The sequence below is a fragment of the Streptomyces sp. NPDC029014 genome, assembly GCF_055564695.1.
Genome location: NZ_JBVHVT010000005.1, coordinates 116,784 through 138,361 on the forward strand (window position 1 = coordinate 116,784; position 21,578 = coordinate 138,361).

General features: G+C 71.7%; 17 protein-coding genes. 4 read left to right on the plus strand and 13 right to left on the minus strand.

The features are described from left to right. Positions 1-126: 126 nt before the first annotated feature. The 11 genes from ACZ4VL_RS04535 to ACZ4VL_RS04585 form a co-directional block, all read right to left on the minus strand. Positions 127-462 (minus strand): RNA polymerase-binding protein RbpA, encoded by a 336-nt coding sequence (locus tag ACZ4VL_RS04535; RefSeq protein WP_007263454.1) that lies wholly within the window; start codon positions 460-462, stop codon positions 127-129. Between the two features lie 195 nt (positions 463-657). Beyond that, the gene (secG, locus tag ACZ4VL_RS04540; RefSeq protein WP_468195743.1) at positions 658-888 is read right to left on the minus strand and encodes a preprotein translocase subunit SecG; all 231 of its coding nucleotides are present in this window, start codon (positions 886-888) and stop codon (positions 658-660) included. Between the two features lie 172 nt (positions 889-1,060). Beyond that, positions 1,061-1,837: a triose-phosphate isomerase gene (gene tpiA / locus ACZ4VL_RS04545; protein ID WP_468195745.1), complete on the minus strand. Its 777-nt coding sequence runs from the start codon at positions 1,835-1,837 to the stop codon at positions 1,061-1,063. A gap of 6 nt (positions 1,838-1,843) precedes the next feature. Then, complete coding sequence (locus tag ACZ4VL_RS04550; protein ID WP_468195747.1) at positions 1,844-3,055, minus strand: phosphoglycerate kinase; 1,212 nt, start codon at positions 3,053-3,055, stop codon at positions 1,844-1,846. Between the two features lie 147 nt (positions 3,056-3,202). Continuing rightward, positions 3,203-4,207 carry a type I glyceraldehyde-3-phosphate dehydrogenase gene (gene gap / locus ACZ4VL_RS04555; protein WP_468195749.1) on the minus strand — a complete coding sequence of 335 codons (1,005 nt, stop codon included), beginning with the start codon at positions 4,205-4,207 and terminating at the stop codon, positions 3,203-3,205. A 208-nt stretch (positions 4,208-4,415) separates the two neighbouring features. Continuing rightward, positions 4,416-7,379, minus strand: coding sequence for a M14 family metallopeptidase (locus tag ACZ4VL_RS04560; RefSeq protein WP_468195752.1), 2,964 nt, complete (start codon positions 7,377-7,379; stop codon positions 4,416-4,418). A 305-nt stretch (positions 7,380-7,684) separates the two neighbouring features. After that, complete coding sequence (gene whiA, locus ACZ4VL_RS04565) at positions 7,685-8,674, minus strand: DNA-binding protein WhiA (RefSeq protein WP_360626588.1); 990 nt, start codon at positions 8,672-8,674, stop codon at positions 7,685-7,687. Then, positions 8,665-9,735 (minus strand): gluconeogenesis factor YvcK family protein, encoded by a 1,071-nt coding sequence (locus ACZ4VL_RS04570; RefSeq protein ID WP_468195756.1) that lies wholly within the window; start codon positions 9,733-9,735, stop codon positions 8,665-8,667. Before ACZ4VL_RS04570 ends, whiA begins: the two co-directional genes overlap by 10 nt. Continuing rightward, entirely contained in the window at positions 9,732-10,679 is a 948-nt protein-coding gene (rapZ, locus tag ACZ4VL_RS04575; protein ID WP_361087849.1) for an RNase adapter RapZ, read from the minus strand. Before rapZ ends, ACZ4VL_RS04570 begins: the two co-directional genes overlap by 4 nt. Next, entirely contained in the window at positions 10,676-12,739 is a 2,064-nt protein-coding gene (uvrC, locus tag ACZ4VL_RS04580) for an excinuclease ABC subunit UvrC (protein WP_468195759.1), read from the minus strand. The genes rapZ and uvrC overlap by 4 nt, the downstream gene beginning before the upstream one ends. A 109-nt stretch (positions 12,740-12,848) precedes the next feature. Further along, positions 12,849-13,280: a Rieske (2Fe-2S) protein gene (locus ACZ4VL_RS04585; protein WP_468195761.1), complete on the minus strand. Its 432-nt coding sequence runs from the start codon at positions 13,278-13,280 to the stop codon at positions 12,849-12,851. Between the two features lie 71 nt (positions 13,281-13,351). Here ACZ4VL_RS04585 and ACZ4VL_RS04590 point away from each other — a divergent pair, with 71 nt between their 5' ends. After that, the gene (locus tag ACZ4VL_RS04590; RefSeq protein ID WP_468195763.1) at positions 13,352-14,236 is read left to right on the plus strand and encodes a carbohydrate kinase family protein; all 885 of its coding nucleotides are present in this window, start codon (positions 13,352-13,354) and stop codon (positions 14,234-14,236) included. A gap of 101 nt (positions 14,237-14,337) precedes the next feature. On the opposite strand, the gene uvrA is transcribed toward ACZ4VL_RS04590, so the two are convergent. Beyond that, on the minus strand, positions 14,338-17,340 hold the full coding sequence (gene uvrA, locus ACZ4VL_RS04595; RefSeq protein ID WP_468195766.1) for an excinuclease ABC subunit UvrA: 3,003 nt from the start codon (positions 17,338-17,340) through the stop codon (positions 14,338-14,340). A 196-nt stretch (positions 17,341-17,536) separates the two neighbouring features. Between uvrA and ACZ4VL_RS04600 the strand changes: the two genes are divergently transcribed. The 3 genes from ACZ4VL_RS04600 to ACZ4VL_RS04610 all read left to right on the plus strand — a co-directional run bounded on the left by ACZ4VL_RS04600 (position 17,537) and on the right by ACZ4VL_RS04610 (position 20,332). Continuing rightward, complete coding sequence (locus ACZ4VL_RS04600; RefSeq protein WP_468195769.1) at positions 17,537-18,223, plus strand: maleylpyruvate isomerase family mycothiol-dependent enzyme; 687 nt, start codon at positions 17,537-17,539, stop codon at positions 18,221-18,223. Between the two features lie 9 nt (positions 18,224-18,232). Beyond that, positions 18,233-18,889 (plus strand): MBL fold metallo-hydrolase, encoded by a 657-nt coding sequence (locus ACZ4VL_RS04605; protein WP_468195771.1) that lies wholly within the window; start codon positions 18,233-18,235, stop codon positions 18,887-18,889. 93 nt (positions 18,890-18,982) lie between these two features. Then, positions 18,983-20,332, plus strand: a complete 1,350-nt coding sequence (locus tag ACZ4VL_RS04610) for an MFS transporter (protein ID WP_468195774.1) — start codon at positions 18,983-18,985, stop codon at positions 20,330-20,332. 35 nt (positions 20,333-20,367) lie between these two features. Here ACZ4VL_RS04610 and ACZ4VL_RS04615 read toward each other — a convergent pair whose 3' ends face one another. Then, positions 20,368-21,369: a TerC family protein gene (locus tag ACZ4VL_RS04615; protein ID WP_468195777.1), complete on the minus strand. Its 1,002-nt coding sequence runs from the start codon at positions 21,367-21,369 to the stop codon at positions 20,368-20,370. Positions 21,370-21,578: the final 209 nt, after the last annotated feature.

Genomic DNA, 21,578 nt, shown 5'->3' on the forward strand with positions numbered 1-21,578 from the left:
CTTTACCCCGCGCGAGGAGAGAAGGGGGAAGGAGGTCGAGAACCGCACCCGCGATCCCCCCCCCCCCCCCCCCCCCCCCCCCCCCCCCCCCCCCGGGCCCCTGTCACATCGTCACCGCGCGTTCGTTCAGATCTCGCCGCGGAGTTTGGCGAGCGCCTCGGCGAGGATCGCCTCGCCGTCGGCGTCCGTGCGCCGCTCCCGTACGTACGCCAGGTGCGTCTTGTAGGGCTCGGTGCGGGGCGGCGCCGGGGGGTTGTCCCGGTCCTGCCCGGCCGGGAACCCGCAGCGCGGGCAGTCCCAGGTGTCCGGCACCTGCGCGTCGCTGGCGAAGCTGGGCTGCGTCTCGTGCCCGTTGGAGCACCAGAACGAGATGCGCAGGCGGGGTGCGGACTCACCGCGCTCCGCCTCGCCCATCGGCCCCGCCCCGACCCGGCTGCCCCGGATCGCGTTGCCACTTGCCACGGTCGTAACTCCCTGCGTGATGGTGCCGCGAAGCGTGAGTGGATTCCGCCGCGGGCGCCCCAGTCTACGTAAGGCCCAACGGACGTCCAGCAAATGGAGTTACTCACTCCAGGCTGCGGACGCCGTCTTCATGATAGGCAGGGCGGGGCCGGCCGGACGGGCCGAATGGCGAGAACCGACGGCTTCCCGGACGGGTCAGCCCGACGACTTGGTGAGCAGGCCCAGCGCCACGATGCACGCGAACCACAGCAGACCGATCACGACGGTGATGCGGTCGAGGTTGCGCTCGGCGACCGACGAGCCGCCGACGGACGACTGCATGCCGCCGCCGAACATGTCCGAGAGGCCGCCGCCCTTGCCCTTGTGCATCAGCACGAGCAGCATCAGCAGGGCGCTGAAGACGATCAGGGCAATCGAGAACCCCATAACCACGGCTGGTTCCTACTTTCTGGCTTCTCTTGGCTTCCGGCTGTGCTGGACGTGCGCGGGGGCCAGTGGCTGCTGGTTCAGCCCCCTGGCCCCCGCAAGGGTACGACGGATCCGCCCCGCCGCCTACTCGCTGCCGCGAGCGTCCGGCCTGCGTGCGGACCCGGCGCGACTACTGGTCCCGGAACCGGACGATCTTGACGAACTCGTCCGCGTCGAGGGACGCGCCGCCCACGAGGGCGCCGTCGACGTCCGGCTGGGCCATGATCGCCGCGATGTTGCCGCCCTTGACCGAGCCGCCGTACTGGATGCGGACCTTGTCGGCCAGCTCCTGGGAGTACAGCTCGGCGAGACGGCCGCGGATGGCCCCGCAGACCTCCTGGGCGTCCTCGGGGGTGGCGACCTCGCCGGTGCCGATGGCCCAGACGGGCTCGTAGGCGATCACGACGGACTCGGCCTGGTCGGCCGGGACGTCCTTGAGGCCGCCGTCGACCTGGGCGAGGGTGTGCGCGACCTGGTTGCCGGCCTTGCGGACGTCGAGGCCCTCGCCGACGCACAGGATCGGGGTGAGGCCGTGGCGGAACGCGGCCTTGACCTTGGCGTTGCAGATCTCGTCGGTCTCGCCGTGGTACTGGCGGCGCTCGCTGTGGCCGACGGCCACGTACGTGCACTTCAGCTTCGAGAGCATCGGGCCGGAGATCTCGCCGGTGTAGGCGCCGGAGTCCTGCGCCGAGATGTCCTGGGCGCCGTACTTGATCTTCAGCTTGTCGCCCTCGACCAGCGTCTGCACCGAGCGCAGGTCGGTGAAGGGCACCAGGACGGCGACCTCGACGGCGTCGTGGTCCTTGTCGGAGAGGGCGAAGGCGAGCTTCTGGGTGTGGGCGATGGCCTCGAGGTGGTTGAGGTTCATCTTCCAGTTGCCCGCCATCAGCGGGGTGCGCGTGGTCATGCGGGGTCAGACCTCCAGTGCAGCGATGCCGGGGAGCGACTTGCCCTCGAGGTACTCGAGGGAGGCGCCGCCGCCGGTAGAGATGTGGCCGAAAGCGTTCTCGTCGAAGCCGAGCGTACGCACGGCGGCGGCGGAGTCACCGCCGCCGACGACGGTGAACGCGGAGCTGTCGACGAGGGCCTGCGCGATCGCGCGGGTGCCGCCGGCGTAGTCGGGGTGCTCGAAGACGCCCACCGGGCCGTTCCAGAAGACGGTCTCGGCGTCGGCGATCTTCGAAGCGTACAGTTCGCGGGTCCGGGGGCCGATGTCCAGGCCCTCCTTGTCGGCGGGGATCTCGTCCGCGTCGACGGTGATGTAGTCGGCCGGGGTGCCGCCCTTGATGTCGGGGAAGTCCGCGGAGGCGAGGACGTCCACCGGCAGGACCAGCTCGACGCCATTGGCCTCGGCCCGGGCCATGTACTCCTTGACCCTCTCCACCTGGTCCTTCTGGAGCAGGGAGATGCCGACCTCGTAGCCCTTGGCGTACAGGAAGGTGTACGCCATGCCGCCGCCGATCAGCAGGCGGTCGGCCTTGCCGAGCAGCTCGTCGATGACGGCGAGCTTGTCGGAGACCTTGGCGCCGCCCAGGACGACGACGTAGGGGCGCTTGACGTCGGCGGTCAGCTTCTTCAGGACGCCGACCTCGGTGGCGATGAGGAAGCCGGCCGCGTGCGGGAGGCGCGCGGGCAGGTCGAAGACCGAGGCGTGCTTGCGGTGGACGGCGCCGAAGCCGTCGCCGACGTAGACGTCGGCCAGCTCGGCGAGCTGGTCGGCGAAGGCGCCGCGCTCGGCGTCGTCCTTGGACGTCTCGCCGGCGTTGAAGCGCAGGTTCTCCAGGACCGCGACCTGGCCGTCGGCGAGCTTGGCGACGGTCTCCCGGGCCGAGGCGCCGACGGTGTCGGCGGCGAAGGCCACCTCGGCGCCGAGCAGTTCGCCGAGCCGCTGGGCGGCCGGGGCGAGGGAGAAGGCCGGGTCCGGAGCACCCTTCGGGCGGCCCAGGTGCGAGGCGACGACCACGCGGGCGCCGGCCTCGGCGAGCTTCGCGATGGTCGGCTGCACGGCGCGGATGCGGCCGTCGTCGGTGATCTTGTCACCGGCGAGCGGCACGTTGAGGTCCGCGCGCACGAAGACCCTCTTGCCGGAGACGCCCTCGGCGAGGAGTTCGTCGATCGTCTTCATCTGTTTCTACTCCTTGTCCCCCGGCACCGGCGGTGCCCGGTGCGGGGTGGGTGGGACAGGCAAGCAACAGGGCCCGTACAACGCTTCATCGCGCTGCGCGGACCCTGTGCTCACATCATCGTGTTCGGCTTTGGTGCCCGACGAACCTTAGAGCTGACCGCCGACGAAGACGGTGAGGTCGACGAGGCGGTTGGAGTAGCCCCACTCGTTGTCGTACCAGCCGACGACCTTGACCTGCTTGCCCTGGACCATCGTCAGGGACGAGTCGAACGTGCAGGAGGCGGGCCAGTTCACGATGTCGGAGGAGACGATCGGGTCCTCGGTGTAGTCCAGGATGCCCTTCAGCTGGCCCTCGGCGGCCTTCTGGAAGGCGGTGTTGATCTCTTCCTTGGTCGTCTCGCGGTCCAGCTCGATGACGAGGTCGGTGACCGAGCCGGTGGGGACCGGGACGCGCATGGCGATGCCGTCCAGCTTGCCCTTGAGCTGCGGGAGGACCAGGGCGGTGGCCTTGGCGGCACCGGTGGAGGTCGGGATGATGTTCTCGGCGGCGGCGCGGGCGCGGCGCAGGTCCGAGTGCGGGAAGTCCAGGATGCGCTGGTCGTTCGTGTACGCGTGGACCGTGGTCATCATGCCCTTGACGATGCCGAAGTTCTCGTCGAGGACCTTGGCCATCGGCGCCACGCAGTTGGTGGTGCAGGAGGCGTTGGAGATGACGTGGTGGTTGGCCGCGTCGTACTTGTCCTGGTTGACGCCCATCACGATGGTGATGTCCTCGTCCTTGGCCGGAGCCGAGATGAGGACCTTCTTCGCGCCGGCGGCGAGGTGCTTGGCGGCGTCGGCCTTCTTCGTGAAGATGCCGGTCGACTCGATGACGATGTCGGCGCCCAGCTCGCCCCAGGGGAGGTTCGCGGGGTCGCGCTCGGCGAAGGTCTTGAAGGTGTTGCCGCCGACCGTGATGGTGTCCTCGGTGTGCGTGACCTCCTGCCGGAGGCGGCCGAGGATGCTGTCGTACTTGAGGAGGTGCACCAGGGTGGCGTTGTCCGTCAGGTCGTTGACACCGACGATCTCGATGTCCGCCCCCTGCTCCAGGAGAGCTCGGAAGTAGTTGCGGCCAATGCGGCCAAAACCGTTGATTCCTACGCGGATCGTCACGAACCGATCTCCTCGTTGGTGCGCCGGTCTGTGCGCCGGCGAGCTGTAAATGGGATGTCCCCGACCGCTTACGACCCTACCTCTCCGTGAGCTTGCGAGTGACATCGTCCAAGGGCTGACACACCCCGGGGCCGCACCGGGAGGCCGGTGCGGAACCCTCGGGGCCTCGGCCCCCGTCACGCACGGTGAGCTGCGGTCGGGCCTTCGATCAGTGGTGCAGCGAACGGAGCGCCTTACCGATCAGTACGGCACGGTCCCGGGCCGTCGACAGGTGCTCCAGACCGAATCCGAGCAGGACGGTGTTACGCGTGGTGACCGATGCGTAGGACTTGAACAGCTCTCCGGAGACGGACCAGTCACCCGGGACGTCGGGGCTTCCGGCGGGTCCGGCCCGCACCGTCCAGGCTCCCAGAGAGCCCTCGAAACCATCAGTGGTCTGGTCCACTGACCCGACGGACAGGCGTGCGTCGTCGAGGAAGACGCCGCGGCCGCCCTCGCTCCCGTCGGTGATGTAGGAGAAGGAGAGCTCGACCGTCTTCCCCGCGTAGGCGCCCAGGTCGAAGGAGACCTGCTTCCAGCCGTCGGAGGAGCCGGTGAAGCTGTGCCACGCGCCGCTGCTGCCCGTTGCGGTGCAGCCGTCGGCGCCGAGGGTCAGGTAGTGGCCGAGGAACGGGTGGCCGCCCAGGAAGAAGCCGGCGGCGCAGTCCGCCGGGACCTGGGAGCGGGTGAGGCCGCCGGCCTCGGGCAGCGTGGTCCAGTCGTCCGCGCCGGCGGTGCGGGCCTCCAGGACCGCGTGGTCGTAGCCGGGCTCGGTGTTCCAGTGGAGGGCGGCCTTGAGCTGCGGCCGGTCGGCCGCGGTGACCTTGGTGAGGTCGATGGTGCGGGTCAGCCGCTTCCAGTCGTCGTCGGCGTGGGCGGCTGCGGCCATCCCGGTGCCGGCGTAGGGGGCGTACGGGTTCGCGACCCCGGCGTAGCTACCGCCCTGCGCGCTCTTGAACTGCGGGAACTGCGCCGGGGGCAGGGCCTCGGAGGTCACCGTGTACGCGCCGGGGGCGTCCAGCGGGTTGCCCGCCGCGTCGGCCACGGGCCCCTGGGCGCCGGCCAGGGCGCCGGCGCCGTTGAATCCGGTGGCGCCGCGGGCTCCGGCGCGACCGTACGCGCCGAGGTAGTACTGGCTGAAGTCGTCGGTCAGGGCGGGCCCGACCTGGGCGTCGCCGCCGGCCAGTTCGCCGGCCTCGACCAGCCGGCCGCCCTCGTTGAGGAAGTCGCGCACGGCGAGCTGGGTGGCACCGCCGGGCTCGGCGGCGCCGGTGTAGTGGACGGCGGTGCGGAAGTGGGAGAGGACGCCGAGGTGGTGCGGGGCGCCGCGCTCGGCCACGTCCCAGACGGCCGCGGACCGGCCGGCCGCGCGCAGGGCGTCGACGTAGGTCTGCGCGTGCCGGGCCGTGGCTCCCTCCTCGGCGATCACCAGCACGTCGGCGCGCGGCCGCTGGGCCACGGTGTACGTGAAGTGCTCGCTGGATACCTTCCGGCCGGACTCGTCGCGGCCGGTGAACCAGGCCTCGACGCGGTCGCCGGGTCCGGCGCCGTCCACCTCCGCCCGGTACTGGTCGAACCAGTTGTGGTCCTCGCCGCCGTAGACGGAGCCGCCCTTCCAGGCGCGCAGTCCCTCGTCGTGCGTCCGGCCGCCGTTGATGCGGTACGTGAGCCGCTTGTCCTTCAGCGCCTTGCGGGCCGTGACGGAGACCGGCTGGGCCTGGCCGCGGGCCGCGTAGGAGGTGGTGAAGGGGTCGAGGGTGAAGTCGGCGGCGGTCAGGCCCACCGGGGACTTCGGGCGGTCGGGGCGGGTGGCGCTCTCGGCGACGGCGAGGGCGAAGGGGACGTTCTTGGCGAACTCCGCCTGGATCAGCTTCTCGTCGTCGGGGAAGGTGAAGCCGGAGCGGCAGTCCTCGGGCCGCCAGCGGTCGTTCGGATCGCTGGCGGAAGCCGTCTGGCAGGTCGTCATCTCCGGCGTGAACATCATGATGCCGTTGACGTTGGACGCGTGGCCGTCGGCCTCGCCGTTGGTGGTGTAGAGCTCCGACGACAGCTGCGGGTGGTAGCCGGGGACGGCCGGGTTCTCGGGGGTGCCGGCCAGCGCCTTGTAGGCGACGTCGTCCGGGGTGCCGGTGGCCACCTGCCAGCCCACCCCGTAGAGCAGCAGCTCGGCGGCGGAGTGGTAGTTGACCGCGTACCGGAAGCCGATGCGCTTCTCGAACCGGTCGAGGGCGACGGTCTCGGGTTCGGAGGAGGCCCGGGGGCCGCGGTAGGTCTCGCTCGACGGGTTCGGTGAGGAACCCTCGTTGTCGTAGCCCCACTTGTAGGTGAAGTTCCGGTTGAGGTCGACGCCGTCCCCGGTGGTGGTCTTCCCGTCGCCGTTGTTGTCGGCCAGGTTCTTGCGCCACAGCCGCTTGCCGTCGGGGGCGTGGGTGTAGTCGTACCCGTCGGGGTTGGCGGAGAGCAGGAACCACAGCTCGGTGGAGTCCACCAGGGCGGTGATACGCGGGTCCTTGCCGTAGTTGTCGAGGGTGTGGTGCATCAGCCGCCGGGTCATCTCGGGGGTGATCCACTCGCGGGCGTGCTGGTTGGACATGTAGAGCACGGACGGCTTCCCGCCGTCGCGGACGCGGTCGGCGTCCTTGCTGACCTTCAGCGCGAGGATGTCCTTGCCCTGGACGGTCTTGCCGATGGAGACGACCTTCGTGAGGGCCGGGTGCTCCTGGGCCGTCCTGAGGACCTCCTCCTGGAGGCCGCCCTTGCCGCTGTACGGGCGGAAGACCCCGTCGCCGGGGGCCTGGGCGCGGGCCGACTGCCCCACCCGCCGCTCGGCGAGCCGGATCCCGCGGGCGGAGAGCTTCCCGGCCTGGGAGGGGGTGAGGATCAGCTCGACGCGGGCCGTACCCGTCTGCGGGGCGCGCTCGGTGAGCTCGTGGGCGTCCTGGCCCGCGGCGAGGACGAGGGGGATCTGCTCCTTGGTGACGTCGGCCTCGTAGACGCGTACGTCATCGGTATCGGTGTCGGCGCCCGGGGCGGTGTCCGCCGCGGGGCGGGCGTGGGCCGCCGGGAGGGCGGCCACGGTGGTGCCTAAGAGGAGTGCGCCGGCGGCGAGGATCGATCTCGTGAGGTGCCTCATGTGCCCCCCTGGGCGTCGTCAGCCACGAAAGCGAAATGGTGTGCACGACAGGCTCACGAGAGCCCATGTTCATGTCAATGGGGCCTCGTGGGATTGAGCCGCCGCGCGGCAGGGGCCGGCACGTGACGCGGACTGCGACGTGCGGGCCCCTGCGGCGCGGCGTACGGGCAACAGGGCTGCCGAGCGCCCCGCGGGAGCTGCTGCGACGGGTCGGCGACCGACTGCGGACCCGTTGTCGCCGACGCGCGGTTCCCCGCGCCCTTGGAGGGGCGCCGCCGAACCACCGTCGACCCCGCCGCGGCAGCTCATCCGGCCAGGTTGTCGGCCATCTCGTCGCTGAGGTTCGACTCGGTGCCGGGGATGCCGAGGTCCTGGGCCCGCTTGTCGGCCATCGCGAGCAGGCGCCGGATCCGGCCGGCGACCGCGTCCTTGGTCAGCGGCGGGTCGGCGAGCGCGCCGAGCTCCTCCAGGGAGGCCTGCTTGTGCTCCATGCGCAGCCGGCCCGCGGCGGCGAGGTGCTCGGGGACCTCCTCGCCGAGAATCTCCAGGGCGCGCTGGACGCGGGCCCCGGCGGCCACGGCGGCCCGCGCCGACCGGCGCAGGTTGGCGTCGTCGAAGTTGGCGAGGCGGTTCGCGGTGGCACGGACCTCGCGGCGCATCCGCCGCTCCTCCCAGGCCAGCACCGACTCGTGGGCGCCGAGCCGGGTCAGCAGGGCGCCGATGGCGTCGCCGTCGCGGACGACGACCCGGTCCACACCGCGCACCTCGCGCGCCTTGGCGGCGATGGAGAGCCGACGGGCGGCGCCCACCAGGGCCAGCGCGGCCTCCGGGCCGGGGCAGGTGACCTCCAGGGAGGAGGACCGGCCCGGCTCGGTGAGCGAGCCGTGGGCCAGGAAGGCCCCGCGCCAGGCCGCCTCCGCGTCACAGGTGGCCCCGGAGACCACCTGCGGGGGCAGACCCCGGATGGGGCGGCCGCGGCCGTCCACGAGCCCCGTCTGGCGGGCCAGCTGGTCGCCCCCGGCCACGACCCGGACGACGTACCGGCTGCCGCGGCGCAGGCCGCCGGGGGCCATGACCACCAGGTCCGACGAGTGGCCGAAAATCTCCAGGATGTCCTTGCGCAGGCGGCGGGCGGCGATCCCGGTGTCCAGCTCCGCCTCGATGACGATCCTGCCGCTCACCAGGTGCAGCCCGCCCGCGAACCGAAGGATCGCCGAGACCTCCGCCTTCCTGCAGCAGGTCCGGGTGACGGGGAGCCGGGAGATCTCATCCTTCACCGCTGGCGTCATCGCCATGGGCCGATCCTTCCATGCATCCGAAAAATACGGTCGTACGCGGCGGCCAGCAGCTCCGGGTCGTGCTTCGGGGAGCCGTCCTCCCTGGCCACCGGCGCCAGCTCGACCGCGGCACCGAAGCGCTGCGCGGCATCGGCGAGGGACTCGCGGTCGGGCACGGCGGCCTGGTCGGCCAGCACCACGTCCAGGGCGAGTTTAGGGGCGTGTCGGGCCAAAACCTCCAAATGACGCTGCGGAGAGAAGCCCTCTGTTTCGCCGGGCTGCGGAGCCAGGTTCAGCGAGAGGACCCGCCGCGCCTTGGTCTCCATCAGCGCGTCCAGCAGCTCCGGCACCAGCAGGTGCGGGATCACGGACGAGAACCACGAGCCGGGGCCCAGCACCACCCAGTCCGCGTCCAGGACCGCGGCGACGGCCTCCGGCACCGCCGGCGGGTCGCTCGGCACGACGTGCACGGACAAGACCTCGCCGGGGGTGGTGGCGACGGTGGCCTGCCCGCGGACGGTGTCGACGTCCGCGGGCCGGGCCGGGTCGTGGCCCCTGACCATGGCCTGGAGCTCCAGCGGCACCGCCGACATCGGCAGCACCCGGCCCTGCGCGCCGAGCAGCCTGCCGACCAGGTCCAGGGCCTGGACGGGGTCGCCGAGCTGCTCCCACAGGGCCACGATGAGCAGGTTGCCCACCGCGTGCTCGTGGAGGTCGCCGGCGGACTGGAAGCGGTGCTGGATGACGCGGGCCCAGGTCTGGCCCCAGTCGTCGTCGCCGCACAGGGCGGCCAGTGCCTTGCGGAGGTCGCCGGGCGGGAGCACGCCGAGCTCCTCGCGCAGCCGGCCGCTGGAACCGCCGTCGTCGGCGACGGTGACCACGGCCGTGAGTTCGCCGGTGATCCGGCGCAGGGCGGCCAGGGAGGCCGACAGCCCCATGCCGCCGCCGAGCGCGACGACCTTGGGCGCGGCCCCCTTGGGGGCCGCGCCGCGGCGCGGCGCGGTGCGGCCGGCGATGCCCTCGCCCCGCCCCGAGGTGAGGCGGCGCAGGCGGCGCAGCCTCAGGGTACGTCCGGTCACTCGCGCCCCATGTCCCGGTGCACCACGACGGTCTCGACCCCTTCGGAGGCGAGGCGGGCGGCGAGCTTCTCGGACATGGCGACGCTGCGGTGCTTGCCGCCCGTGCAGCCGACGGCGATGGTCACGTACCGCTTGCCCTCGCGGCGGTAGCCCGCGGCGATGAGCTGGAGCAGCTCCGTGTAGCGGTCGAGGAACTCCTTGGAGCCGGGCTGGCTGAAGACGTAGCCCGACACCTCGGGGTTCAGCCCGGTGAAGGGGCGCAGCTCGGGCACCCAGTGCGGGTTCGGGATGAAACGGCAGTCGACGACGAGGTCGGCGTCGACGGGCAGGCCGTACTTGTACCCGAAGGACATGACGGTGGCCCGCAGCTCGGGCTCCTCGTCGCCGGCGAACTGGGCGTCCATCTTGGCGCGCAGCTCGTGCACGTTCAGGCTGGAGGTGTCGATCACCAGGTCGGCGTCGCCGCGCAGCTCGCGCAGCAGGTCGCGCTCGGCGGCGATGCCGTCGACGATGCGGCCGTCTCCCTGCAGCGGGTGCGGGCGGCGGACCGACTCGAAGCGGCGCACCAGGGCCTCGTCGGAGGACTCCAGGAACACGATGCGCCGGGTCACCCCGCGCAGCTCGAGGTCGGCGAGGGCCTCGCGCAGGGCGTCGAAGAACTGGCGGCCGCGGACGTCGACGACGACGGCGATCCGCGCCACGTTGCCCTGCGAGCGGGCGCCGAGCTCCACCATGGTGGGGATCAGCGCCGGCGGAAGGTTGTCCACGACGAACCAGCCGAGGTCCTCCAGGCACTTCGCCGCGGTGCTGCGGCCGGCCCCGGACATCCCGGAGATGATCACCAGCTCGGGGATGGCGGCCTCGGCGCTCTCGCCGGGCTCTGGTGTCGTGCCCGTACTCACCTGTGCTCCGTCTCGGTCGTACTCGGTCTCGTGCTCGGTCATTGATCGGTCCCCCGTTCGGACGACGTCCCCCAGCTGCCGCTGGGCGGTACCCCCACCGCGGACGCGGGGGTCTCATCCTCAATGATCTCCCCCGTCGCCGTGTTGACGGCAGGAGCGGCGGGGGCCGCCTGGGCGAGGGCCGCGGCCACGGACTCGGCCGTCTTGCGTCCTATGCCCGGGACCTCGCAGATCTGGTCGATTGTCGCCTGCCGGAGCTTCTTCACCGAACCGAAGTGCTTGATCAAGGCCTGTTTGCGCGTGTCGCCGAGCCCGGGCACCTCGTCCAGGGGCCCCGCCTTGAGCCGTTTGCCGCGCTTGCTCCGCTGGTACTGGATGGCGAAACGGTGGGCTTCGTCACGTACCCGCTGGAGCAGGTACAGGCCCTCGCTGCTGCGGGGCAGCACGACGGGGTCGTCGTCGCCGGGCAGCCACACCTCCTCCAGCCGCTTGGCCAGCCCGCACACGGCGACGTCGTCGATGCCGAGCTCCTCCAGGGCCCGCCGGGCAGCGGCCACCTGGGGCTGCCCGCCGTCGACGACGACGAGCTGCGGCGGGTAGGCGAAACGCTTGGGGCGCCCGTCGTCCTGCGCGGAGACCTCCTGCGCCCCGGGGCCGTCCTCGGCGCCGTCCCCGTCCTCGGGGGCCCACTCGCCGGTCTTCAGCTTCTCCTGGAGGTAGCGGCGGAAGCGGCGGGAGACCACCTCGTGCATCGAGCGGACGTCGTCCTGCCCCGCGAAGGACTTGATCTGGAAACGCCGGTACTCGCTCTTGCGGGCGAGCCCGTCCTCGAAGACGACCATGGACGCCACCACGTCGTCGCCCTGCAGGTGGGAGATGTCGAAGCACTCGATGCGCAGCGGGGCGCTGTCGAGGTCGAGGGCCTCGGCGATCTCCTCCAGGGCCCGGGAGCGGGTGGTCAGATCGGCGGCACGCTTGGTCTTGTGCAGGGCCAGGGCCTGCAGGGCGTTGCGGTGGACGGTCTCCATCAGGGCCTTCTTGTCCCCGCGCTGCGGCACCCGCAGGCTCACCAGGGAGCCGCGCCGCGCGGCGAGCCACTGGCCGAGGGCGGCGTCGTCCTCGGGCAGGGCCGGGACCAGCACCTCCTTGGGGACGGCCTCGCCGGTCTCCTCCCCGTACAGCTGCTGCAGGGCGTGCTCGACGAGCCCGGCCGTGTCGACGGCCTCGACCTTGTCGGTGACCCAGCCGCGCTGGCCGCGGACCCGGCCGCCCCGCACGTGGAAGATCTGCACGGCGGCCTCCAGCTCGTCCTCGGCGACCGCGATCAGGTCGGCGTCGGTGGCGTCCGCGAGCACGACCGCGTTCTTCTCCATGGCGCGGCGCAGCGCCCCTATGTCGTCGCGCAGCCGGGCGGCCTTCTCGTACTCCATCTCCTCGGCGGCCTCGTGCATCTGCTGCTCCAGGCGGGAGAGGTACGCGCCCGTCCGCCCGGCCATGAAGTCGCAGAAGTCCTCGGCCAGTTCCCGGTGCTCCTCGGGGCTGACCCGGCCGACGCAGGGCGCGGAGCACTTGCCGATGTAGCCGAGCAGGCAGGGGCGGCCGATCTGCGCGGACCGCTTGAACACCCCGGCGGAGCAGGTGCGCACCGGAAACACCCGGAGCATCAGGTCGACGGTCTCGCGGATGGCCCAGGCGTGCGCGTACGGCCCGAAGTACCGCACGCCCTTCTTCTTGGGCCCGCGCATGACCTGGACCCGGGGGAACTCCTCGTTCATGGTCACGGCGAGGGAGGGGTAGCTCTTGTCGTCCCGGTACTTCACGTTGAACCGGGGGTCGTACTCCTTGATCCAGGAGTACTCCAGCTGGAGGGCCTCGACCTCGGTGGAGACCACGGTCCACTCGACGGAGGCGGCGGTGGTGACCATGGTGGCGGTACGGGGGTGGAGCCCGGCGACGTCCTGGAAGTAGTTCGCCAGGCGCTGGCGCAGGCTCTTGGCCTTCCCGACGTAGATCACCCGGCGGTGCTCGTCACGGAAGCGGTAGACGCCCGGGGAGTCGGGGACCTGCCCCGGCTGGGGGCGGTAGCTGGAAGGGTCGGCCATGCCGCCACCCTACTGTCGCCCACCGACAACCCGAACGCCCCGCGCCCCCACCCGCAGGGGCTCCCCCTGTCCACCCGACACCGAGCCGGCGGCGCAGTTCCCCGCAGCGTCAGCCCGCGATCAGCTTGCCGCCCTCCGCCCGGACGGGAACGGCGGGCAGCGGGTCGGTGGCCGGCCCGCGCAGTACCCTGCCGGTGGCCACGTCGAAGCGGCTGCCGTGGCAGGGGCAGTTGCCCTGCCCCTCGACGATCTTGTCCAGCACGCAGCCGGCGTGCGTGCACTGCGCGCTGAACGCCTTGTACTGCCCCTCCGCCGGGCAGCTGACGACGAGCTTGTTCTCCCGGTACAGCTTCGCGCCGCCGACCGGCACGTCGGCCGCGGCGCCCAACTCCACGGGGGCGGTGGGAACGGCCGGGGAGCCGGCGCCGCTGTGGGACTCGGTGGAGCAGGCGGTGAGCGCCGCACCGGCCCCGGCGGCCCCGACGATCGCTGCGGCGCCCTTGAGCAGGGTTCGGCGGGCTGCGGGCTGCGGCGCGGGCATGCGGTTCTCCTGGCGTGAGGGTTTTAGGCCCATCTGACGATACCGGCGGCGGATGGGATACCTTCCCCCGCGTGATCGTCGTCGGTGGAGAAGCCCTGATCGACCTCGTGCCCGTGGCGCAGCCGCCGGGTGCGCTGCTGCCGCGGCCCGGCGGGGGCCCGTACAACACCGCCGTGGCGCTGGGCCGGCTCGGCGCCGAGGTCGCGTTCTGCTCCCGGGTGTCCCGCGACGGGTTCGGCGAGAGCCTGCTGGCGGGACTGCGGGCGGCGGGGGTGGACTGCTCGCTGGTGCAGCGCGGCCCGGAGCCGACCACGCTGGCCGTGCCCTCGCTGGGCCCGGACGGCTCGGCGGTGTACGGCTTCTACGTGGAGGGCACCGCGGACCGGCTGTTCCGGCTGCCCGGGGCGCTGCCGCGGGAGGCCCGGGCCCTCGCGCTCGGCACCTGCTCGCTCGCGCTGGAGCCGGGGGCGAGCGCGTACGAGGCCCTGCTGCGCCGGGAGGCCGGGCGCGGGCTGCTGACCTTGCTGGACCCGAACGTGCGGCCGGCGCTGGTGGCGGATCCCGCGGCGTACCGGGCCCGGTTCCTGGGCTGGCTGCCGTCGGTGTCGGTGCTCAAGCTGTCGGAGGACGACGCCGACTGGCTCGGCGGGCGGGTCGCGGACTGGCTGGCTGCTGGGCCGTCGGCGGTGGTGCTGACCCGCGGGGCGCAGGGGATGAGCGTGTGGACGCGGGAGGGCGAGCGGTACTCGGTGCCTTCGCCGGCGGTGGCCGTGGCGGACACGATCGGTGCGGGCGACACGGTCAGCGCGGCGCTGCTGCACCGCCTGGCGGCGCCGGGCGGCGGCCCCGGAGGCGCGGTGGACTGGCCGGAGGCACTGGCCTTCGCCGCCCGCGCGGCGGCGCTGACCTGTACCCGGACGGGAGCCGAGCCGCCGTACGCGGCCGAGCTCGGCTGATCCCGGCCGGGGCGGAACGCGCAGGCAGCCGACCGCCCCTGCCCGGGGGACGTCCTCGGGCAGGGGCGGGCCTGCACTGCGCCGCGCCGCAGCGGGCGCGGCTACGCCTTGCGGGAGCGGGCCGCGGTCTTCTTCGCCACGGTCTTCTTGGCCGCCGTGGTCTTGGCGGCCGTGGTCTTGGCGGCCGTGGTCTTGGCCGCGGCCGTCTTCCGGGTGGCCGTCTTCTTCGCCGGGGCGGCGACCGGGGCCGCGTCGGAGATCCGCTCCGCCCCGAGGATGTCGCGCAGGAACTTGCCGGTGTGGCTCGCGCCCACGGACGCCACCTGTTCCGGGGTGCCCTCGGCGACGACGAGGCCGCCGCCGTAGCCGCCCTCGGGGCCCATGTCGATGACCCAGTCCGCGGTCTTGATGACGTCCAGGTTGTGCTCGATGACGATCACCGAGTTGCCCTTGTCCACCAGCCCCGACAGCACCTTGATCAGCTTCGAGATGTCCTCGAAGTGCAGGCCGGTCGTGGGCTCGTCCAGGACGTACACGGTCCGGCCCGTCGACCGCTTCTGGAGCTCCGACGCCAGCTTGACGCGCTGCGCCTCGCCGCCCGACAGGGTCGGGGCGGACTGGCCGAGCCGGACGTACCCGAGGCCGACCTCGGTGAGCGTCTTCAGGTGCCGGGCGATCGTGGGGACCGCCTCGAAGAACTCCAGCGCCTCCTCGATCGGCATGTTGAGGACCTCGGCGATGGACTTGCCCTTGTAGTGGACCTCCAGCGTCTCCCGGTTGTACCGGTCGCCGTGGCAGACCTCGCAGGGGACGTACACGTCCGGCAGGAAGTTCATCTCGATCTTGATGGTGCCGTCGCCGGAGCAGTTCTCGCACCGGCCGCCCTTGACGTTGAAGGAGAAGCGGCCCGGCAGGTAGCCGCGCACCTTCGCCTCCATCGTCTCCGCGAACAGCTTGCGGATGTTGTCGAAGACGCCCGTGTACGTCGCCGGGTTGGAGCGCGGGGTGCGGCCGATCGGCGACTGGTCTACGTGCACCACCTTGTCGACGAGGTCGTCGCCGTCGACTCGGGTGTGGCGGCCCGGCACCGAGCGGGCGCCGTTCAGTTCGCGCGCGAGGTGCGTGTACAGGATGTCGTTGACCAGCGTCGACTTGCCCGAGCCGGACACGCCGGTGACGGCCGTGAGCACGCCCAGCGGGAAGGAGACGTCGATGTCCCGCAGGTTGTTCTCCTTGGCCCCGTGGACCGTGAGCTTCCGGGCGCCGTTGACGGGCCGGCGCACGTCCGGCACGGCGATGGACCTCTTGCCGGACAGGTACTGCCCGGTCATCGAGGCGCTGTTGTCCAGGAGCTCCTTGAGCGAGCCGCTGTGGACGACCTTGCCGCCGTGCTCGCCGGCGCCGGGGCCGATGTCGACGACCCAGTCGGCGGTCTTGATGGTGTCCTCGTCGTGCTCGACGACGATCAGGGTGTTGCCCATGTCGCGGAGCCGGACGAGGGTCTCGATCAGCCGGTGGTTGTCGCGCTGGTGCAGGCCGATGGACGGCTCGTCCAGCACGTAGAGCACGCCGACCAGGCCGGATCCGATCTGCGTGGCCAGCCGGATGCGCTGGGCCTCGCCGCCCGACAGGGTGCCGGCGGCGCGGTTCAGCGACAGGTAGTCCAGGCCCACGTCGACGAGGAAGCGGAGCCGCTCGTTGACCTCCTTGAGGACCCGCTCGGCGATCTTCTTGTCGCGGGCGTCGAGCCGGAGCCGGCCCAGGAAGTCCGCGCACTCGCTGATCGACATCGCGGCGACCTCGGCGATGGACTTCTCCATCACCGTCACCGCGAGCACGATCGGCTTGAGCCGGGTGCCCTCACAGGTGGGGCAGGGCACCTCGCGCATGTAGCCCTCGAAGCGCTCACGGCTGGCGTCGCTCTCGGACTCCGCGTGCCGGCGCCGGACGAACGGCACGGCGCCCTCGAAGGCCGTGGTGTAGGCGCGCTCGCGGCCGTAGCGGTTGCGGTAGCGGACCTCGATCTGCGTCTTGTGCCCGTACAGCAGGGCCTTCCTGGCCCGCAGCGGCAGCCCGGCCCAGGGGATGTCCGTGCGGAAGCCCAGCTCGCCGGCGAGCGCGCCGATGAGCCGCTGGAAGTAGTCCTTGGTGTGGCCGAGCGACCACGGCGAGACGGCGCCCTCGTCGAGGGACTTCTCCTCGTCCGGGACGATCAGCTCCGGGTCGACCTCCATGCGCGTACCGATGCCGGTGCACTCGGGGCAGGCGCCGAAGGGCGAGTTGAAGGAGAAGGAGCGCGGCTCCAGCTCCTCGAAGGACAGGTCGTCGTACGGGCAGTAGAGGTGCTCGGAGTACATCCGCTCGCGCTCGGGGTCGTCCTCGGGGAGGTCGACGAAGTCCAGGATCACCATGCCGCCGGAGAGGCCGAGGGCGGTCTCGACGGAGTCGGTGAGCCGGCGCTTGGCGCTGTCCTTGACGGTGAGGCGGTCGACGACCACCTCGATGGTGTGCTTCTCCTGCTTCTTCAGCGTCGGCGGCTCGGAGAGCTGGACGGTCTCCCCGTCCACCCGGGCCCGGCTGTAGCCCTTGGTCTGCAGGTCCGCGAAGAGGTCGACGAACTCGCCCTTGCGCTCGCGCACGAGCGGCGAGAGCACCTGGAAGCGGCTGCCCTCGGGCAGCGCGAGCACCTTGTCGACGATCGCCTGCGGCGACTGCCGGGAGATCGGGCGCCGGCACTCGGGGCAGTGGGGCTTGCCGATGCGCGCGAAGAGCAGGCGGAGGTAGTCGTAGACCTCGGTGATGGTGCCGACCGTCGAGCGCGGGTTGCGCGAGGTCGACTTCTGGTCGATCGAGACCGCCGGGGAGAGGCCCTCGATGAAGTCCACGTCGGGCTTGTCCATCTGGCCCAGGAACTGGCGGGCGTACGACGAGAGCGACTCGACGTAGCGTCGCTGCCCCTCGGCGAAGATCGTGTCGAAGGCCAGGGAGGACTTGCCGGACCCGGACAGACCGGTGAAGACGATGAGCGAGTCGCGGGGCAGGTCGAGCGAGACGTTCTTGAGGTTGTGCTCGCGAGCGCCACGAACGATGAGTCGGTCGGTCACGCCGGTCCGCACCTTTCTTGAGAGAGCGGGGGCACGGGCCCCCGTCCCAGGGTATGGGGGGCGCCTCTGCAGTGGGGTCGAGATGGGAGTCGGGCTGGACTTCCGAGCGTATAGCACGCGCATTCGATTTACGGCACTCCGCCGACTGCTTCACCCGTTCGTGTGGCGGGCGGCCCTGGCCACTAGGCTCGGCCCCATGACCGATCATGTGCACGACCTGCAACTTGTACGGGAAGCCACGGAGCGGCTGCTGACCGCGGTCGCGAAACTGGACAACGCCGCCCTGGCCGAGGAGTCACACCTCCCGGGCTGGAGCCGCGGCCACGTGCTCGCCCACCTCTCGCGCAACGCCGACGCCCTCGTCAACGTCTTCGCGGGTCGGCCCATGTACGAGAGCGCCGACGCCCGGGACACGGACATCGAGCGGGGCTCCGGCCGCCCGCTCCCGGAGCAGCTCGCCGACCTGCGTGCCAGCCACGACCGCTTCATGGCGCAGACCGGGGGCGACCAGGACTGGTCCCGCACCGTCGAGCTGCGGGGCGGCGTCACCGACCTGGCGTCCAACCTACCGTTCCGCCGCCTCGTCGAGATCGAGCTGCACCACGTCGACCTGAACGTCGGCTACGAGTTGGGGGACCTCCCGGAGGAGTTCACCGGCCGCGAGATCGACTTCCTCGCGGACCGCTGGTCCGCGCGCCCCGAGGTGCCGCCCACCCTGCTGGCCGCCGACGGCCGCACCTGGCGCACGGGCCCGTCCGGTGAGCCCGCCGTCACCGTCTCCGGCCCGGCGGCCGGGCTGCTGGCCTGGCTGGCCGGCCGCGGTGACAAGGGCGCCTCGCTGACCACCTCGGGCGGGCCCCTCCCGACCCTTCCCCCGCTCTAGGATCAGCACATGACGTACACCGGAGCGGTCAAGGTCGGCGGTCCCGCCGACGTACACGAACTTGCGGACCTGATGATCTCCAAGGTCGCGGTGGGTCCGATGGACAACAACGCCTATCTGCTGCGGTGCCGGGCCACCGGCGAGCAGCTGCTGATCGACGCGGCCGCCGAACCCCAGACGCTGCTGAACCTGATCGGCGACGACGGCATCGCGTCCGTGGTCACCACCCACCAGCACGGCGACCACTGGCAGGCCCTGGCGGAGGTGGTCGCGGCGACCGGCGCACGCACGTACGCCGGCGCCCTCGACGCCGAGGGCATCCCGGTCCCCACCGACGTGCCCGTCGCGGACGGGGACGTGATCAAGGTCGGCCGGGTCGGACTGACCGCCCGGCACCTGGTCGGGCACACCCCCGGCTCGATCGCCCTGGTCTACGACGACCCGCACGGGCACGCGCACGTGTTCACCGGGGACTGCCTCTTCCCCGGCGGCGTCGGCAACACCCACGACGACCCGGAGGCCTTCACCCGCCTCCTCGACGACGTCGAGCAGAAGCTGTTCGGCGAACTCCCGGACGAGACCTGGGTGTACCCGGGCCACGGCAACGACACCACGCTCGGGGCCGAGCGGCCGCATCTGGCCGAGTGGCGCGAGCGCGGCTGGTAGGTCTCGGTCACCCCTGCGGGCCCGTGCACTCGTTCCGGTCGAAGTTGACCGAACGCCCGTCCCGGGGGTGCGGGGAGGGGTAACTGCTGCATCATGCAACAGGATCCCTCCCCGTCCCCGGTTCCCCGGTCCCCCTCGATGCTGCGCCTCGCGTCGGCCGCGCTGGCCGGCACCGCCGTCGAGTTCTACGACTTCTTCGTGTACGGCACGGCCGCGGCCCTGGTCCTCGGCCCGCTCTTCTTCCCCTCGTTCTCCCCGCTCGCCGGAACCCTCGCCGCCTTCGGCACGTTCGGGGTCGGCTTCCTCGCCCGCCCGCTGGGCTCGGCGCTCTTCGGTCACGTCGGCGACCGGTACGGCCGGCGTCCGGTGCTGCTCGCCTCGCTGCTGCTGACCGGGCTGGCGACGGTGGCGGTCGGCTGCGTACCCACATACGCCTCCATCGGGTTGGCCGCCCCGGTCCTGCTGCTCGTGCTCCGCTTCCTCCAGGGCCTCGGCCTCGGCGGCGAGTGGGGCGGTGCGGTGCTGGTGACCGCGGAGCACGCCCCCGAGGGGCGGCGCGGGCTGTGGTCGAGCTTCCCGCAGGTGGGCCCCTCGGTGGGCTTCCTGCTGGCCAACGGCATCACCCTGGCGCTGTCCGCGACGCTGACCGACGCCCAGTTCGCGTCCTGGGGCTGGCGGCTGCCGTTCTGGGCGGCGGGGCTGCTGGCCCTGGCCGGGCTGTGGCTGCGGCGCTCGGTCGAGGAGACCCCGCAGTTCCGTGCACTCGCCGAGTCCGGGCAGCGGGCCGAGGCCCCGCTGGCGGAGGTGCTGCGCGGGCACTGGCGGCTGATCCTGCTGACCGGCGGGTCGCTGGCCGCGGCGTACGCGGTCTTCTACGGGGTCACCACCTGGTCCCTCGCGTACGGCACCGAGCACCTCGGGGCGGACCGCACCACGATGCTGGTCTGCGTCATGACCGGGGTCGGGATCATGGCGATGTGGACGCCGGTGGCGGCGGTCCTCGGCGACCGGTGGGGCCGGCGCCCGCTGTGCCTGGCCGGCTGTGCGGCCTGCGCGCTGTGGATGTTCCCGTTCGTGGCGCTGCTGGGGACGGCGGACGCGGTGCCGATGGCGGTGGGCGCGGTCGGTGCGCTGCTGTGCATCGGGACGGTGCTGGCGGTGATCGGCGCGTACCTGCCGGAGCTGTACGCCCCGCGGATCCGCTGCACGGGCGCGGCCGTCGGCTACAACCTGGGCGGGGTGCTGGGCGGGGCGCTGACCCCGATCGTGGCGACGGCGCTGGCGGACGGCTCCGGTCCGCCGTGGGGCGTGGCGGCGTACCTGGGCGGGATCGCGCTGGTCAGCCTGGCCTGCTTCGCGCTGCTCCCGGAGACCAACCCGGAGCGGGTGCGGCGGGCCGCGCACACGGAGACGGGGGCGGCCGAAGCGGCCGCCCCCGTCTAGCCCCGGACCGGGGCGCCGTGCCTGCCCTGCGGGCGTCAGGCCTCGATGTTCTCCGGGGCCTGCTCGCCGTCGCGGCGGGCGGCCGGGACGGCGGCCGCCTGCTTCTTCGAGGCCATCAGGCTGGTGATGGTGGTGATGACGAGGACCGTGCAGATGACGCCCAGGGAGACCGGGATGGAGATCTGCGGGACGTGGACCTCGGACTCGTGCAGCGCGTGGAGGACGAGCTTGACCCCGATGAAGCCGAGGATGACGGACAGGCCGTAGCTGAGGTGGACCAGCTTCTTGAGCAGGCCGCCGATGAGGAAGTACAGCTGGCGCAGACCCATCAGGGCGAAGGCGTTGGCCGTGAAGACGATGTACGGGTCCTGGGTGAGGCCGAAGATCGCGGGGATCGAGTCCAGGGCGAACAGCACGTCGGTGGTGCCGATGGCGAGCATGACCACCATCAGCGGGGTCAGGACGCGCTTGCCGTTGTTCGTGATGAACAGCTTGGTGCCGTGGTACTTGTCGGCGACGCCGAACTTCTTCTCGACCGACTTCAGGAGGCGGTTCTCCTCGAACTCGTCCTCCTCCTCACCGGCCCGGGCCTCCTGGATGAGCTTCCAGGCGGTGTAGATCAGGAAGGCGCCGAAGAGGTAGAAGACCCAGGAGAAGTTCGTGATGATCGCCGCGCCGGCGGCGATGAACACCGCGCGCAGGACCAGGGCGATCAGCACGCCGATGAGCAGCACGCGCTGCTGGAGGTGCGAGGGCACCGAGAACTTCGCCATGATCAGGACGAAGACGAAGAGGTTGTCGACGCTCAGGGACTTCTCGGTGATGAAGCCGGCGAAGAACTCCTGGGACGCCTGGGCGTTGCCGAAGTACAGCAGGCCGAGGCCGAAGAGCCCGGCGAGGACGATCCAGACGACGGTCCAGGTGCCGGCTTCCTTGATCGACACGTCGTGCGGTTTGCGGCCGATGAAGAAATCGGCGCCGATGAGGATGCCGAGACCGAGAATGGTCAGCACCCACAAGTTCAACGAAACGTCCACGGTTCAGGCCTCCGGCAGATGGCTTGGCACACAGGTCAGCGACATCGCTGCCGGAGGTCTCTTCCACCCGGGCGGCCCCCTGGAGGCCGTGGGCCGGCGCCCCGGGACTCATCGGTCCGTACTGACGGGCACGCCGTAGCAGGAAAGCAGGAATACTCCCCTCCGCGGGCACCAGAGTACCCGCGGAGGGCCGGAAAGGTAAAGGGAAG

Coding starts and splice junctions, on each gene's coding strand:
- secG (WP_468195743.1), bottom strand. CDS start 888: ATGGGGTTCTCGATTGCCCTGATCGTCTTCAGCGCCCTGCTGATGCTG.
- tpiA (WP_468195745.1), bottom strand. CDS start 1,837: ATGACCACGCGCACCCCGCTGATGGCGGGCAACTGGAAGATGAACCTC.
- ACZ4VL_RS04550 (WP_468195747.1), bottom strand. CDS start 3,055: ATGAAGACGATCGACGAACTCCTCGCCGAGGGCGTCTCCGGCAAGAGG.
- ACZ4VL_RS04560 (WP_468195752.1), bottom strand. CDS start 7,379: ATGAGGCACCTCACGAGATCGATCCTCGCCGCCGGCGCACTCCTCTTA.
- whiA (WP_360626588.1), bottom strand. CDS start 8,674: ATGGCGATGACGCCAGCGGTGAAGGATGAGATCTCCCGGCTCCCCGTC.
- rapZ (WP_361087849.1), bottom strand. CDS start 10,679: ATGACCGAGCACGAGACCGAGTACGACCGAGACGGAGCACAGGTGAGT.
- uvrC (WP_468195759.1), bottom strand. CDS start 12,739: ATGGCCGACCCTTCCAGCTACCGCCCCCAGCCGGGGCAGGTCCCCGAC.
- ACZ4VL_RS04585 (WP_468195761.1), bottom strand. CDS start 13,280: ATGCCCGCGCCGCAGCCCGCAGCCCGCCGAACCCTGCTCAAGGGCGCC.
- ACZ4VL_RS04600 (WP_468195769.1), top strand. CDS start 17,537: ATGACCGATCATGTGCACGACCTGCAACTTGTACGGGAAGCCACGGAG.
- ACZ4VL_RS04605 (WP_468195771.1), top strand. CDS start 18,233: ATGACGTACACCGGAGCGGTCAAGGTCGGCGGTCCCGCCGACGTACAC.
- ACZ4VL_RS04610 (WP_468195774.1), top strand. CDS start 18,983: ATGCAACAGGATCCCTCCCCGTCCCCGGTTCCCCGGTCCCCCTCGATG.